This window comes from Lacinutrix gracilariae, assembly GCF_042684485.1.
GTDB classification, from domain to species: Bacteria; Bacteroidota; Bacteroidia; order Flavobacteriales; family Flavobacteriaceae; genus Oceanihabitans; species Oceanihabitans gracilariae.
On the sequence record NZ_JBHULM010000011.1, the window covers coordinates 1,381,761 to 1,397,271 of the forward strand.

16 protein-coding genes are annotated in these 15,511 nt (G+C 31.4%); 9 read left to right on the forward strand and 7 right to left on the reverse strand.

Annotated elements, in window-relative coordinates; translation table 11 throughout:
• The first annotated feature begins 26 nt into the window (after positions 1–26).
• Genes ACFSSB_RS13050 through ACFSSB_RS13060 form a run of 3 tightly spaced genes read left to right on the forward strand, consistent with a single transcriptional unit; the run spans position 27 to position 2,597 of the window.
• Positions 27–794 (forward strand): polyprenol monophosphomannose synthase, encoded by a 768-nt coding sequence (locus ACFSSB_RS13050; RefSeq protein WP_379904959.1) that lies wholly within the window; start codon positions 27–29, stop codon positions 792–794.
• On the forward strand, positions 769–2,115 hold the full coding sequence (locus ACFSSB_RS13055) for a dihydroorotase (protein ID WP_379904961.1): 1,347 nt from the start codon (positions 769–771) through the stop codon (positions 2,113–2,115). The genes ACFSSB_RS13050 and ACFSSB_RS13055 overlap by 26 nt, the downstream gene beginning before the upstream one ends.
• Entirely contained in the window at positions 2,115–2,597 is a 483-nt protein-coding gene (locus ACFSSB_RS13060; protein WP_379904963.1) for a DUF4296 domain-containing protein, read from the forward strand. Before ACFSSB_RS13055 ends, ACFSSB_RS13060 begins: the two co-directional genes overlap by 1 nt.
• Here the strand turns inward: ACFSSB_RS13060 and ACFSSB_RS13065 are convergent.
• On the reverse strand, positions 2,594–3,601 hold the full coding sequence (locus ACFSSB_RS13065; protein WP_379904965.1) for an NAD-dependent epimerase/dehydratase family protein: 1,008 nt from the start codon (positions 3,599–3,601) through the stop codon (positions 2,594–2,596). The two genes, ACFSSB_RS13060 and ACFSSB_RS13065, sit on opposite strands and share 4 nt — an antisense overlap.
• 86 nt (positions 3,602–3,687) lie before the next feature.
• On the opposite strand from ACFSSB_RS13065, the gene tyrS reads away from it, so the two are divergent.
• Positions 3,688–4,995 carry a tyrosine--tRNA ligase gene (tyrS, locus tag ACFSSB_RS13070; RefSeq protein WP_379904967.1) on the forward strand — a complete coding sequence of 436 codons (1,308 nt, stop codon included), beginning with the start codon at positions 3,688–3,690 and terminating at the stop codon, positions 4,993–4,995.
• Positions 4,996–5,188: 193 nt separating this feature from the next.
• Here tyrS and ACFSSB_RS13075 read toward each other — a convergent pair whose 3' ends face one another.
• The 5 genes from ACFSSB_RS13075 to ACFSSB_RS13095 form a co-directional block, all read right to left on the reverse strand.
• Positions 5,189–5,629, reverse strand: a complete 441-nt coding sequence (locus ACFSSB_RS13075) for a YHS domain-containing (seleno)protein (protein ID WP_379904969.1) — start codon at positions 5,627–5,629, stop codon at positions 5,189–5,191.
• 38 nt (positions 5,630–5,667) lie between these two features.
• Positions 5,668–6,648, reverse strand: a complete 981-nt coding sequence (locus tag ACFSSB_RS13080; protein ID WP_379904971.1) for a LuxE/PaaK family acyltransferase — start codon at positions 6,646–6,648, stop codon at positions 5,668–5,670.
• Positions 6,649–6,732: 84 nt separating this feature from the next.
• A complete protein-coding gene (locus ACFSSB_RS13085; RefSeq protein WP_379904973.1) occupies positions 6,733–7,029 on the reverse strand; it encodes a T9SS type A sorting domain-containing protein in 297 nt (98 codons plus the stop codon).
• Positions 7,030–7,180: 151 nt separating this feature from the next.
• Complete coding sequence (locus tag ACFSSB_RS13090; RefSeq protein WP_379904975.1) at positions 7,181–8,716, reverse strand: T9SS type A sorting domain-containing protein; 1,536 nt, start codon at positions 8,714–8,716, stop codon at positions 7,181–7,183.
• Positions 8,717–8,914: 198 nt separating this feature from the next.
• Positions 8,915–10,696 carry a T9SS type A sorting domain-containing protein gene (locus ACFSSB_RS13095; protein ID WP_379904978.1) on the reverse strand — a complete coding sequence of 594 codons (1,782 nt, stop codon included), beginning with the start codon at positions 10,694–10,696 and terminating at the stop codon, positions 8,915–8,917.
• Between the two features lie 256 nt (positions 10,697–10,952).
• On the opposite strand from ACFSSB_RS13095, the gene ACFSSB_RS13100 reads away from it, so the two are divergent.
• Together ACFSSB_RS13100 and ACFSSB_RS13105 are read left to right on the forward strand one after the other, a co-directional pair.
• Entirely contained in the window at positions 10,953–11,636 is a 684-nt protein-coding gene (locus tag ACFSSB_RS13100) for a response regulator transcription factor (RefSeq protein WP_379904980.1), read from the forward strand.
• A complete protein-coding gene (locus ACFSSB_RS13105) occupies positions 11,636–12,679 on the forward strand; it encodes a sensor histidine kinase (RefSeq protein ID WP_379904982.1) in 1,044 nt (347 codons plus the stop codon). The genes ACFSSB_RS13100 and ACFSSB_RS13105 overlap by 1 nt, the downstream gene beginning before the upstream one ends.
• Here the strand turns inward: ACFSSB_RS13105 and ACFSSB_RS13110 are convergent.
• The gene (locus ACFSSB_RS13110) at positions 12,662–13,714 is read right to left on the reverse strand and encodes a glycosyltransferase (protein WP_379904984.1); all 1,053 of its coding nucleotides are present in this window, start codon (positions 13,712–13,714) and stop codon (positions 12,662–12,664) included. The genes ACFSSB_RS13105 and ACFSSB_RS13110 overlap by 18 nt on opposite strands.
• Positions 13,715–13,782: 68 nt before the next feature.
• Between ACFSSB_RS13110 and trmB the strand changes: the two genes are divergently transcribed.
• From trmB to ACFSSB_RS13125, 3 genes are read left to right on the forward strand one after another with little or no spacing between them, the layout of a single operon-like run.
• Complete coding sequence (trmB, locus tag ACFSSB_RS13115; protein ID WP_379904986.1) at positions 13,783–14,457, forward strand: tRNA (guanosine(46)-N7)-methyltransferase TrmB; 675 nt, start codon at positions 13,783–13,785, stop codon at positions 14,455–14,457.
• A gap of 2 nt (positions 14,458–14,459) precedes the next feature.
• Entirely contained in the window at positions 14,460–15,089 is a 630-nt protein-coding gene (locus ACFSSB_RS13120; RefSeq protein WP_379904988.1) for a LysE family transporter, read from the forward strand.
• Positions 15,089–15,418: an MGMT family protein gene (locus ACFSSB_RS13125; RefSeq protein ID WP_379904990.1), complete on the forward strand. Its 330-nt coding sequence runs from the start codon at positions 15,089–15,091 to the stop codon at positions 15,416–15,418. The genes ACFSSB_RS13120 and ACFSSB_RS13125 overlap by 1 nt, the downstream gene beginning before the upstream one ends.
• Positions 15,419–15,511 lie beyond the last annotated feature (93 nt).

Consider the following 15,511-nt stretch of genomic DNA (forward strand, 5'->3'; position numbering starts at 1 on the left):
ACATTTGCTAAAATTAAATGCTTTTTATGCAAGACGCCATTGTTATTATACCAACATACAACGAAATAGAAAACATAGAGGCTATTATTTTAGCAGTGTTTTCTCTTGAAAAAGCGTTTGATGTTTTGGTGGTTGATGATACGTCACCAGACTTAACAGCAGAAAAAGTAAAAGAATTACAAGCACAATTTCCGGGTCGTTTACATCTAGAAGTTAGAAAAGAAAAATCTGGCTTAGGTACTGCCTATATTCATGGGTTTAAATGGAGTTTAAAAAGAGCGTATCGCTATATTTTTGAAATGGATGCAGACTTTTCTCACAACCCAAAAGATTTATTGCGTTTATACAATGCTTGTCATGTAGATGGAGCAGATTTAGCCATAGGATCACGATATGTAAAAGGCGTAAATGTTGTAAATTGGCCAATGAGTAGAGTACTACTTTCTTATTTGGCATCTAAATATGTGCGTTTTATTACGCGAATGAAAATTCATGATACCACTGCAGGATTTGTATGTTATAAAAGAGAAGTATTAGAGTCTTTTAATTTAGAAAAAATAAAATTTAAAGGCTATGCTTTTCAAATAGAAATGAAATTTAAAGCCTATTGTAAAAATTTTATAATCAAAGAAATTCCGGTTATTTTTACAGATAGAACCAAAGGAGAATCTAAATTAAGTTCAGGTATTATTTCTGAAGCAATTTTTGGAGTAATCTCTATGAAAGTTAAAAGTATATTTAAAAAAGTAAATAAAGCAAATAAAGAAAATGCAACACAAACAAACACTAATTAAGAATGCAAGAATTGTTAATGAAGGTAGTATTTTTCAAGGTGATATTCTTATAGAAGGAGAATACATTAAAGAAATAAGCGAATCTATTAGTGCAAAATCTGCTGATGTACACATTTTTGATGCAGAGGGTAAATATTTACTTCCAGGTGTTATTGATGATCAGGTACATTTTAGAGAACCAGGATTAACACACAAGGCAAATATAGAAACAGAATCTAAGGCTGCAATTGCTGGTGGTATTACATCTTTTATAGAAATGCCAAACACCAATCCGCAAACCACGACTATAGAAAAGCTTAATGAGAAATTTGAAATTGCGTCAAAAACCTCTTCGGCTAATTATTCTTTTATGTTTGGTGGAACCAATGATAACCTAGACGAAATTTTAAAAGTAGACCCTAAGCAAGTAGCTGCTTTAAAGTTGTTTTTAGGTTCTTCAACCGGAAACATGCTAGTAGATAATCCTGAAGTACTAGAAAAAATATTTTCTAGCACAAAATTACTTATCGCTGTACACTGTGAAGATGAAGGTACTATTAAAAGTAACTTGGCAGAATATGTAGAGAAATTTGGGGATGATATTCCTATTAAACACCATCCAGATATTAGAAGCGAAGAAGCTTGTTATATCTCTTCTTCTAAAGCCATAGAACTGGCGAAAAAAACAGGAGCAAGATTGCATGTTTTTCATCTTTCTACTGCTAAAGAAACCGCTTTATTTACTAATAAAATTCCTTTAAAAGATAAAAAAATAACTGCAGAGGTTTGTGTACACCACTTGTGGTTTACAGATAAAGATTACGATAGTAAAGGCACGTTTATTAAGTGGAATCCTGCTGTTAAATCACAAAGTGATAAAGATGGTTTATGGAAAGCTTTATTAGACGATAGAATAGATGTAATAGCTACAGATCATGCGCCACATACTTTAGAAGAAAAGAAAAATGTATATACAAAAGCACCTTCTGGTGGTCCTTTAGTGCAACATGCGCTTCCTGCAATGTTAGAAATGCACCATAGAGGAAATATTACACTAGAAAAGTTAGTAGAAAAGATGTGCCATAATCCTGCAATATTATTTGAAGTTGAAAAACGCGGATTTATAAAAGAAGGATACTTTGCAGATCTAGTATTGGTAGATTTAAGTAGCCCATGGACTGTGAAAAAAGATAATATCTTGTACAAATGTGGTTGGTCTCCTTTTGAAGGTACCACCTTTAAGTCAAGAATTACACACACCTTTGTAAATGGAAGTTTAGCCTATAAAAACTTTAAGTTTTATGATGTTAAAGCAGCTAAACAATTAACATTTAATAGATAATGAAACATCTTATTTATATCTCTTTTTTGCTGTTATTTGTTTCTTGTTACAATAAGAACACACCTAAAAAACCAGACAACCTTATTGCTAAAGATAAAATGGTTACTGTTTTGGTAGATATGTCTTTATATAATTCTGCAAAAGGGGTTAATAAAAAAGTGCTAGAAAATAGAGGAGTAAAATTAAAAGAGCAAATTTACGCAAAACATGAAATTGATAGTGCACAGTTTGCTGCTAGTAATTATTACTATACCTATAATACAGAGGAATATGAAGAAATATATACGCAAGTTAAAGATAGCTTAAACCAACTTAAAAAAAAGTATAAAGCACTAGACGTGGTAGAAAGTAAGCAGAAAAAAGTGCAAGACTCTATTAAGCGATCTAAATTAAACAGTGTTGCAAAGAAAAACTATTTAAGCCAACCTCTAAAAGCAGCAGTTTCTAAAAAAGAACAAAAAAGAACAGAAAAATCAAATTAGTGCTCTTTTAAAAAGGATTTAGAAATATTTTCTATGCTTTTTTCAATAGGTGTAAAATTAAAATCTAAGGCTTCTTTTATTTTTTGGTTGTTATAGTTTGTAATACTTAAAGCAGAGCTAGCATTTTGTTTTGTTAACATTCTGGGTTTTCCGGTAAAAAAACTTTTTAACCAATCTGCGCGCCAAGCAATAGCTAATATTAAAGGTGTAGCTTGTTTTTTAGGAGGTTTAACATGTAAATGCTTCGCAATAATTTCGGTACATTGTTTAAAGCTTAAATTTTTAGCAACTACAATAAAACGTTGGTTTACTATACTGCTTGTCATTAACTGTACCATACATTGTACAACATCTTTAACATCAACATATCCTGTAGTTCCTGTAGTATAATAAGATAATTTATTGTTTACTTTTTTAAAGAGTAAGCCACTACCAGAATGCCAAAAACCAGCACCTAAAATAATTCCTGGGTTAACTATTACAGCATCTAAACCTTCTTGTGTACCTCGCCAAACTTCCATCTCAGCACCATTTTTGGTAATGCTGTACACGCTGTTAACTGCTTCCGGATTCCAAAAAGAATCTTCATCAATTAAACTACCATCCTCCTTGTTTCCTAGAGTAGCAATAGAACTTACATAACACAATTTTTCAATGTTATTGGCAATACTTAAGTTTACAATATTTGCGGTGCCTTCAATGTTTGTTTTTCTAAGTGCATAGTAATCTTTAACATCAAAAGAAATAAACGCAGCACAATGGTATACTTTGGTAATACCTGTAAACGCTTCGGTTAGTTGTGGAATGTTTAAAATATCTGCTTCTATCCATTCTATTTTATTAAAAAGAATATTAACCTCTTCCGTAAAGTATGAAAACACCTTTTTTACGGCCTCTATTTTTGCTTTATTTCTATAAATAGCACGAACTTTTTGATGGTTTTTAACCAATTCATAAAGTAAATGCGAACCTACTAGTCCTGTTCCTCCTGTAACTAAAATCATAAAGCTAAAATAGTAATTTTGTATTTAGCTTTTCTCTTTTGTTTGATAAACATATCTTTGCTAAACAATAGAATAATAAACAAAAAATGAACTATAATTTAGTAGAAGAATTAACGTGGAGGGGAATGGTACATGATATCATGCCTGGAACAGAGGAGCAATTAAATAAAGAGATGACCACTGCGTATATTGGTTTTGATCCAACATCAGACTCGTTACATATTGGTAGTTTGGTTCCTATTATTTTATTAATGCATTTAGAAAAAGCAGGCCATAGACCAATTGCTTTGGTTGGTGGTGCTACAGGAATGATTGGTGATCCTTCTGGTAAAAGCGATGAGCGTAACCTATTAGATGAAGCAACTTTAAACCATAATGTTGCAGGAATTAAGAGTGTGTTATCGCGTTTTCTTAATTTTTCTTCGGAAGAAAAAAATGCTCCAATTTTAGTAAATAACTATGATTGGATGAAAACGTTTAGTTTTATAGATTTTGCACGTGATGTTGGTAAACGAATTACAGTAAACTACATGATGGCAAAAGACTCTGTTAAAAAGCGTTTCTCTGGTGAAGAAGGAAACATAGGTATGTCTTTTACAGAGTTTACTTACCAATTAATACAAGGGTATGATTTTTATCACCTGTACAAGCAATACAACTGTTTGTTGCAAATGGGAGGAAGTGACCAATGGGGAAACATTACTACTGGAACAGAACTGGTAAGAAGAATGAACGTAGGTGAAGAAGCAAAAGCCTATGCTATGACTTGCCCTTTAATTACAAAAGCAGATGGTTCTAAATTTGGAAAAAGTGAAGGAGGAAACGTTTGGTTAGATGCAACAAAGACTTCGGTATATAAGTTTTACCAATTTTGGTTAAATACAAGTGATGAAGATGCAGAAAAGTATATTAAAATATTTACTTTTTTAGATAAAGCGACTATTGATGCTTTAGTAGAAGAACATAAGCAAATGCCACATGTACGTATATTGCAAAAACGTTTAGCAGAAGAAGTAACTACTTTAGTGCATTCTAAAGCAGATTTTGAAAATGCAGAAAAAGCATCTAATATTTTGTTTAGTAAGTCTTTTAAAGAAGACATAAACACACTAGATGAAAAAACTTTTTTAGATGTGTTTGAAGGTGTGCCTCAAGCAGAGGTTTCTAAACAAGAGATCGAAGAAGGATTAGATATGATTGCTGCACTTGCTGCAAAAACTAACTTTTTAGCATCTAATGGAGAGGCAAGAAGAGCATTAAAAGAAAATTCGGTTTCTGTAAATAAAGAAAAGGTTAAAGAAGATTATAAAATTACCAATCAAGATTTAATTAATGGTACCTACGTAATTATTAATAAAGGAAAACGTAATACCTATATTATAAAAGCGATATAAATAGCATAATACCTTATTTTAAAATGCTCCTTACTTTTATATAGTAAGGAGCATTTTTGTTTTTATTTATTATTGAACACAAAAAAAAGCCTGGTTATGTTTAACCAGGCTTTAAAAATTAACCAATTAACTAAAAAATTAATTTTTCTTTTTCTAGCATTTGATTAGTCGTTTGTTTTTAAATAAACTTACATTATTTATATTTTATTTTTTCCCAGTTTGTTTTTGCTTTTTCAAGTAATAGATCTGGGTTTTCCTCATTCCAAAGTTGTAGCGTATTGGTTCCCCAAGCATTATAAAATAAATATAGTTTATGGTCTTTAATTTTAAAAGCTTCTGGGTTTATGCCTACTTTTTTAGATTTTACAGCAATAGCATAGGCACAATAGCCACCAAATTGAGGAATGTAATTTTTGGGGTTTTTAATAAACGTATTTAGGTTTTCTTTAGTAGAAAATAAATAGCGTACACCATCATGTTGTGTTGTGTATGTTTTGTTTCCTTTTAAGGCTTGATTGTTAAAATAAGCAACTACATCATAACCTTCAGCAGCTACTCCTTTATCGGTGTTATAATCTATTTCTTGCGCTTGCATTGTGCAAACTGCTATAAAGAATACAAAAAGCGTTTTCATATCATGTTTTTTTATAGGTCGAAAAAAACATGATATAATTACAATACCATAAGATTACAACCTCGTATATCACTATGATCAAACCTACCAAGTATTTGAAAAGAACTATCCTGGCTTACTTTTCCTAAATCTTGCGTTGCTATAAAAGAACAGGAGTTTATGTTTGCTAAATCAATAACGTTTAATCCTCCGGTTTTTCCTGGTGATTGTATGGTTAAGGCATCTTCAATATCACGAGTTAAAACTTGCATCCAGTTAGGACATTTAAAAACACCATTTCCTGTAGAGTATGCTTGGCTTAAAAGTTCGGTCATACCATATTCACTGTGTATGTTTTGTACACCAAAACCTTGTTTTAAAATAGCGTGTAGTTCTTCTCGTATTAATTCTTTTCGTCTTCCTTTCATGCCACCAGTTTCCATAATAATGGTGTTGTTTAATTGAAACGAATGTTTTTCTACTAAATCTAATAATGCAAAAGAAACACCAATGAGTAATACTTTTTCGCCTTGTGCTTCTAAACGTTCTAGTTTGGTGGTTAAATCTTTAAGGTTATTTAAATAAAAACCACTTTCTGGTTTTTTAGATTTAGTAATTAAATCATTAACCATATAAATTAATGAAGAACCTTCACGCTCTAAATAATTAGGTAGTAAAGCAAGAATGGTGTATTCTTCAATGTTACCATAAAAGTGTTTAAAACCTTTTAAAAAGCTTTCTTCATAAATAGAAACATTAGTTACTTGGTGTTTGCTTGTAACACTTCCTGTAGTACCACTGCTGGTAAATGTTTCTTGTATCTTGTCTGTAGTACTTAAAATACTATGGGTTTTAAAAAACGAAATAGGTAAAAACGGAATGTCTTCTACGCGTTTAACATCGCTTGGGTGTATGTATAGTAAATCGCAAAAAGAACGATATACAGCATTGTTTTCAAACTGAAATTTAAAAACTTCTAATGCTACAGTATTAAAATCAGATTGGGTTTTAATACTAAATATATTCTCTGTATTAATCATGGCTTTTTAATGAATAACAAAAGTATGTAAAATAAAAAAGCGTTGCTCTATAGAGTAACGCTTTTTATATAATGTAAAAGGAAATTATTTAATTACTAGTTTTTTAGCTATGCTATTTCCGTTTTGTGTTAATTTTAAAACATACACTCCTGCATTTAAACTAGAAACATTTAAAATTTGATTGGTTATGTTTTGTGCTAATACTTGTTTTCCTAAAACATTGTAAATAGAAACAGAAACAGCTTCGTTATTGCTAGATTTAATGTTTACTACACCATTGGTTACAGGGTTTGGGTATATGGAGAATTCTGTAATTTCATTTTGACCAATAGCTGCAGTAATACTGCATAGAGTAAATAATAACAAGTAAATTTTTTTCATAATCAATAAATTTGTTTGTGTTTGTTGAGGCAAAAATTATGCCATTCCATCAGGAATAGTAGGTAACTTTTAAAATGAAGTGGCTATGTATGTTACAAAAAAAAGGCTAGTAAAATATACTAGCCCTTTTAATAATAACTAAATAAAGATACTATTTAATAACTAATTTCTTAGTCGAAGCATTTCCGTTTTGTTCTAATTTTAATATATATACTCCACTATTTAAAGCAGAAACATTTAATGTATTGTTATTTACGGTTTGGTTGATTACTTGTTTTCCAAGTATATCAAAAACATTTACCTTAATCGTTTCGTTTGTTTTGCTAGTAATGTTTACTAAACCGTTTGTAACTGGGTTAGGGAATATAGAAAACACATCTGCTGTTGTTTCTACAGTAGAAAGTGTAGAGCAATCTGCAGCAGTTCTTGTTCCTAATACAGGGCAAGCTCCATAAGTTGCTAGTTCTATATTAGATAATTCCCAGTCTGAGTAACCATCTATACCATCATCAAGGTATTGTATACCAATATAAAATGCTGTTCCTGTTGCAGCAGAAAGGTCTATTTCAATAGCTCCTTCATCATCTCCTGTTAATGTTTGTGCGTTAGTCCATGTTGTATTTGAAGGACAACCATCATAATTACTTGTATAGTTTATTGCTAAAGGTGTATCACTATAGTCTTCATAAGCATCAAACTTTAATAGTAATCCAGAAACGGAAGTTACATCTAGTGGTCCAAAAACTAACCATCCGTTTACGGCAATTTCACAACCGCTTCCACAGTAACCGTTTGCAGAGTATGTTCCGTTATTTTCTTCCCAAACAGTACTAGTTTCAGCATTAAATATTTCAAAGTTTTCTGTACCGTTGCTAATATCAAAACAAGTGTTTAAAGAAGGATCACAGTGGTTAGCAGGTACAATTCCAGAAGCATTAATTGCAGCACAGTCACCACCAACTAATTGAATGTCCCAAGCGTCTCCTTCAGATAAACCAGAAAGTGTAATAGTACCGTTTTCTGTTACTGCAGGATTATCACCTGCTATAGTACCACCAGAGGTAGTTGTAACATCTGTTATGTTTGCATCTATTCCTGAGTATGGTATGCTAATGGTAACTCCATCGTTGTTATCTCCAATAGTATTTGTTGTACACGAATAGTTTGCAGTCTCTAGAGTCACGTTACAGTTTACATTAAATCCTGTCCAAGAAATATCATCAATAATTACTTGTTTGCTCGTGGTATTTCTAATTTCAATAGTTATATCTCCAGTAATGTTTAAGTTGGTTAAAGAAAATATATGTTCATTATAATCATCAAAAGACTCTGATGTTCCTTGCAATATGTTATTTATATATAGTTCTACTTGTCTTCCTCCAGATCCTGTAAACCCTTTATAAAGTTTTACAGAAAAATCTTGAATTCCTCCAGAAATAGTACTTGAAGTTATTTTACTATTACTAGAAGCGCGTCTTAGCATCAAAGCTGGTAAATCTATACCAGAGCCGTTATTATCATTATTAGCATCTCTAGATGCTATATAAGACCAAGTAATACCATTGTTTCCCGTAAATGAGTTTGTATTGTAACCAGATGTGGCATTAGAGTTGGTAAAACCTTCTAGTCCTTGACCAAAGCTTAGTGTAGCAACTAAAAAGGCTGCTATAATGTAAATTTTTTTCATGAATATTTGTTTATATAATTTAAGTTGCGCAAAAATATACTTTTTAAGTAGTTGGCAGTCATTAATAGAGGTGTATTTTCTTACCTTTTTAAATATTAAAATTAAGGAGACAATTAATTAATGAAATCTTAAAATTAGATATAAAAAAAGCGCTACTTTTTTAAGTAGCGCTTTAGAGTATTAAATAACTAGAACGTTTTATTTCACTACTAATTTTTTAGTAGAAACGTTTCCGTTTTGTTCTAATTTTACAAGATATACACCGCTAGTTAAAGCAGAAACATTTAATGTGTTGTTGCTTACTTCTTGGTTTAAAACTTGTTTTCCAAGAATATCATAAACAGCAACAGAAATTACTTCATTAGATGTACTAGAAATAGTAACTAAACCATTTGTAACAGGGTTAGGATATACCGCAAAAGTAGTTTTGTTTAAGCTTGGTGTAGATAAAGTGTTTGGTGTTACGTCAGCCCATGAAGTACCTATACGTAATTCGTCAAAAATCATTCCAGCAGTTTCTCCTGTAGAGTCTTGTCTTAAAGCAAAAGTATCTATAGAAGTACTAACACTAGAATCTGTAGCTGTTATTAAAGCAGCAGGAGCAGAACCTCCTAAGTCACTACCAGCAGGATTAATCCAACCGTTTACAACACCAGTTTCAACATTGTAACTCATGACAATAAATACATCTTCACCAACATCAAATTTCTCTGCTGTAAAATCAGAACCAGAACTTGCATTAGTTATAGCTATATCATAAGTTGTTCCTACAGGATCTGTATCTGGGTGTATCCATAATCTAACATCAAAACTACCAAGAATAACAGAATACCCACCATCTGTTAGGTCTGTAATGTTTGAAAGATCTGTTACATTAATAATAAATGAAGAAAAAACATCTCCAGTTGTAACAGGAGTAAAAGTAATTTCAGAATCTATGCTACCTCCTTCAAGATAAACAGCATTTCCAGTAGAAGCTAATAAGTTAGGATAAGATAAACTTCCAGCAACTACATCAATAGGATTACTGCTACCACTATAATTATCCCAGTTTGGTTGATCACCAAGGTCAGCACCTACAGTATAATCAAATCCTTCATAAATTGGTAATGTATTTGATGGTTCACAAATAGGAGTTGTAATGGTTTCTTCTAAATCACAAAGAGAACCATCTGTAATAGAGATAACCACATCTGTACCTTCAGAAACACCAGTAATTGTAATTGTACCAGAAGCATCTGTAGAAGGGTCTCCACTTGTTAAATCAACTGTTCCAGAATCTGCAGTTACAGTATATGTACTAGTTCCTCCACCAGTAAAACTAAGTGTTGCAGTATACGTATCTGTACCAACAGTAAAGACATCACATATTGCAGAAGTACCAGTAAAACTTAATTCACAAACAGCAGCATCGTTTTCTAGTCTAAAAGTAGGAGCTTTTGTTTCGTATGCTGTTCCAGCAGCATTTAATTGTAAAGACTCTGTGTCTTGAGCACCATTTAAACTTTCATCATATTGAACAGTTTCTCCTAAAGCAGCTAATAAATCAACATCATCAGAATCATTAGTTCCATAAACAATAGCATCTACTAAATTAGTAACAGTAGCAGCTGTACCAGTATCAAAATCTGTATCATCGCCATTGTAAATAGCTACAGCATCTGCTCCGTTTTGTAAAACATTGCTAGCTCCCATGTCAAAATCAGTACCAGAAATAATAGGTGTATTCCCTAAAATAAAAAAACCATTTGCGTCTAGTGTTTTACCATCTAAATCAAAAGCAGCATAGCTAGTATCGCCACTTCCGTTAAATAAAACAACAACTAAGCCATCTAGAGAAGCGCCAGGAGTTCCTTTTAATTCAATAAATTCATCAACGTCAGTACCAACAGTGGCAGCGTCAATTTCATTAATAACCACTTGTCCAAAAGAAACAGTAGATATTAATAGAGATAATAATAAAAAGTAAATTTTCTTCATAATAATATAGTTTATATATAATATACAAATATAATGAGAAATTTCACTATTTGCCATAGGAAAAATTATTTATTCACACTAAGATAACATTTGCTATCTACTTAGATATTAGAAATATACTTTATAATGTCTATTTTATAGAGTATAAACTTGTTAGAGGAAATCTTATGTTATTATAATGTTATTTGTATCTTTAGTCCTATGCATCTTTGTGATTAATTTTATCTTTACATTATCTTAACTTTACTTTAAATAAATGAAGAAGAAAGACATTAAAATATTATTGGTTGATGATGAACCAGACATTCTTGAAATTGTAGGATATAATTTAACCTCAGAAGGATATCAAGTAATCACTGCAGAAAATGGTTTACAGGCAGTAAAAAAAGCGAAAAAGGAAAAGCCGCAACTTATTATATTAGATGTAATGATGCCTGAAATGGATGGCATTGAGGCGTGTGAGCAAATTAGAAAAATAGAGCATCTAGATAAAACAATAATAACCTTTTTAACGGCTAGAGGTGAAGATTACTCACAAGTGGCAGGTTTTGATGCTGGAGCAGATGACTACATAACAAAGCCTATAAAGCCAAAAGTTTTAGTGAGTAAAGTAAAAGCTTTATTAAGACGTTTTAAAAATGATGAGCTTAGCGAAAATATTGTTAAAATAGGTAGCCTAGTTATTAATAGAGACGAATATAAAATAGAACTTAAAGGCAAAGAGATTATTTTACCAAGAAAAGAATTTGAGTTGCTGTCTTTATTAGCATCTAAACCAGGAAAAGTTTTTAAACGCGAAGATATTCTGGATAAAGTTTGGGGAAATGAAGTAGTAGTTGGAGGTAGAACCATAGATGTACATATTAGAAAGCTAAGAGAAAAAATTGGCGATGATTACTTTAAAACCGTTAAAGGGGTTGGTTATAAGTTTGTAGAATAATGCAAAGAAAATTAAAAAAAACGTACAAGTTTGCTTTTAAAACAGCTTCGTACATTACTTGTTTTTTAACGCTCTTAATGGGTGTTTTTTTATATAAATTTTATACGCTTGATTGGGTACAAATTATATATATAGCAATTACTTGTTTTATATCTTCGTTTGTTATTATTCAATATCGTGTAGAGCAATTTATATACAAAAGAGTAAAAAAAGTATATGATGAACTTACGCTTTTAGAGTCTTCTACTTTAAAAAAAGAAAGAATTACTACAGATATGGCAACGCTTACTAAAGAAATAGATAAGTTTGCTAAAGACCGTAAGCTAGAGATAGAAATGTTAAAAGTGCGCGAAGAATACCGAAAGGAATTTCTTGGCAATGTATCTCACGAGCTTAAAACGCCTTTGTTTACAGTACAAGGGTATATTCTTACCCTTTTAGATGGTGCTATAAAAGACAAAAATGTACGCGAAAAATATTTAAATAATGCCAACAAAGGTGTAGATAGGCTTATTTATATTGTTAGAGATTTAGATATGATTACCAAATTAGAAATTGGTGATTTAAGTTTAAATATTGAGACTTTTGATATTGTTGAATTAATTAAAAGTGTTTTTGAGCTTTTTGAAATGAAAGCATCTAAAAAACATATTACCTTAACCTTTGATGTAGATTATAAAGAGCCTATATATGTTATTGCAGATAAAGAACGTATACAACAGGTGTTAACAAATCTTATTGTAAACTCTATTAAATACGGAAGACAGCAAGGTACCACAGAAGTGAGTATAGAAAACCTTATAAAAAATAAAATTATTATTCGTGTAACAGATAATGGTGAAGGTATTGAAGAAAAACACATACCAAGATTATTTGAACGTTTTTACAGAGTAGATAAAAGTGGCTCTAGAAAAGAAGGAGGTTCTGGGTTGGGCTTAGCAATAGTAAAACATATTATTGAAGCGCATGATGAAAAAATTTATATAGAAAGTGAGTTTGAAGTAGGAAGTGAGTTTTCTTTTACCTTAGAAAAGTCCGAATAACTTCTTGTAGTTTATCTCATAATCAAAATGCGTTAAACCTGTACTTAACGTTGCTGCTTGTAGTTTTTCAATAGTAAAATCTTCTTGTTTGCAATAAGGCACTATACCTAGACTATCTAATCTTTTTGCTAAATATTCCTGCTCAAATTGCCCAGGAGTTGGTATAAAAAAAGCTTTCTTTTCTAATTTTGCTAAATCCATTATGGTGGTATAACCAGAACGCGATAAAACCAATGCGCTTTCATTTATGGCTTGCTCTAGTAAATCGCTCGTCATAAAATTATAAATGGTCCAATTTCCTTCTTGTACTTTTGTTTGTGTTTCTTCCATAACACCTTTAACAAAAACAATTTTTCCTTTAAACGCTTTTAGCGTTTCAAAAAGTTTGTTTTCTAAAAGGGTTCGTTGTGGCTCTGGTCCAGATAATAAAACCAATAAATCGGTTGTTATTTTTGTTTCTTTTTTACAAAACCTGCTTAAAGGTCCTAGGTAATGTATAGGTAGTTCTGAAATATCAATATGCCCAAGTTTTCCGCTTAAATTTGGTGTTCCTAAATTATCAGGAACCCAACAAACATCAAATTGTTTCATTATTTTTTGATGCATTTTAGTGCTTAACCAAGTAGTGCTTCCGCTTAAAACTTGCAGTTGATGGCTTATAAATACACAAGGTACTTTTTTGCTATGTAAACCCAATCTGTTATCGCTAATAACACCAGTAATATTATGGGTTTCAATAATGGTTTTAAGTGCTTTTTTTTCGGCTTTAATCGCCTTTAAAACCTTTGGTGTGTCTTTTAATAGCTTCCATTTAAACAGCTTTGCTTTTTTAGCATATTCAATGTTGTAGCTAGGCAGTTCTATAGCTTCTAGTTTAGGGAATTCCTTTTTTAATAACATTAAAGCAACTCCATCACTAGCGAGCACTACTTCAAAATTATTTTTTAACAAAGCATGAATAATTGGTATGCATCGTGTGGCATGACCAAGTCCCCAATTTAGAGGTGCAATTAAGATTCGTTTTTTGGTATTCATAAAAAACAAAGATAAGCATAAACTATGCTCATTATATTTCCTTAATTTTGCCAAAACATTAAATAATTGTGGGAAGTAAAAATAAACTTAAACGCTTTAAAGAAAACGAAACTTTTAAAAACGTATTTCAGCCAACAAGAGAAGAGCTTGTAGATGCAGAATATAAATTAAAAGGGAATTGGAATGCTACATTTTTTAAAAATAACAATCCTTTAGTTTTAGAACTAGGTTGTGGTAAAGGCGAGTATAGCGTTGCTTTAGCTAAAAAATATCCAAACAAAAACTTTATTGGTATAGATATTAAAGGAGCGCGTTTTTGGCGAGGAGCAAAAACAGCCATTGAAGAAAATATACCAAACGTAGCTTTTATACGTACGCAAATAGAGCTAGTAGAACATGTTTTTGCAGAAAATGAAGTAGATGAAATCTGGATTACTTTTCCAGATCCGCAAATAAAATATAAACGTACGAAGCATAGAATGACAAATTCTGAGTTTTTAAAACGTTATAAAACCATTTTAAAGCCAGAAGGAATCATGAATCTTAAAACAGATAGTGAGTTTATGCATGGCTATACTTTAGGTTTATTACATGGTGAAGGTCATGAGGTGTTATATGCAAACCATAATGTGTATAAGCAAGAAGGAAGTCCTGAAGAGGTAACAAGTATTCAAACTTTTTACGAAAGTCAGTACCTGAGCCAGGATAAAGCAATTACGTATATTCGTTTTAAAATCAAATAGTTTTGAGTATAACCATAACCTTTTTTTTAGGAGCTTTAGTTGCGCTAATTGGTGTTATTCCGCCAGGATTGTTAAATATGACAGCTGCTAAAATTAGTTTAAAAGATGGATACTCCAGAGGTATTACTTTTTCTATAGGTGCTTGCGTTATTATTTTATTTCAAACCTATATTGGTGTGTTATTTGCTCGTTATTTAAGCAACCATCAAGACGTAGTAGAGGTTTTACAACGGGTAGCTTTTGTTTTATTTGTGCTTATTACAATTTATTTTTTGGCAATAGCAAAAACCGAAGACAAGCCTAAAACAGAATTAAAAGTTAAAAGTAAAAAGAGTAGGTTTTTTCAAGGTATGCTACTTTCGGCTTTAAACGTGTTTCCAATTCCGTATCAAGCATATATGAGTATTACCATTGTGTCTTTTGGTTGGATGAATTTTGAGAAATCAATAGTTTTCTCCTACGTAGCAGGAGCTGTAACCGGAAGCTTTGTGGTTTTCTATTTTTATATTTTCTTTTTCGATAAAATAAAAAGCAAAACACTTACCTCACAAAAAAGCATGAATTACCTTATTGGTACCATAACAGGAATAATTTCTATTATTACTTTGTTTCAAATTATTAAGGAAATATAATGCAACAAGAAACTCTAAATTTTTTCGATAAAGTGTATGCTGTTGCAAAGTTAATACCTCATGGTCGTGTAACAAGTTATGGTGCTATTGCAAAATATTTAGGAGCAGCAAAAAGCGCAAGAATGGTTGGTTATGCTATGAATGGATCTTCAGGTAAAGACGTGCCTGCGCATCGAGTAGTAAACAGAAAAGGTTTGCTTACAGGTAAACACCATTTTGATGGCACCAACCTCATGCAACAACTTTTAGAAAGTGAAGGTGTTGAGGTGGTAGAAAACCAAATTCAAAACTTTGAAGCCCTGTTTTGGGATCCTGCTATGGAGTTGTAACATATAGTTTTTCTGAAGTAATTTTAACTACAGATTTTTACCCATAAATACTATAAAAAACTTCCTGCTACTAACTTCCGTCTTAATGCATTA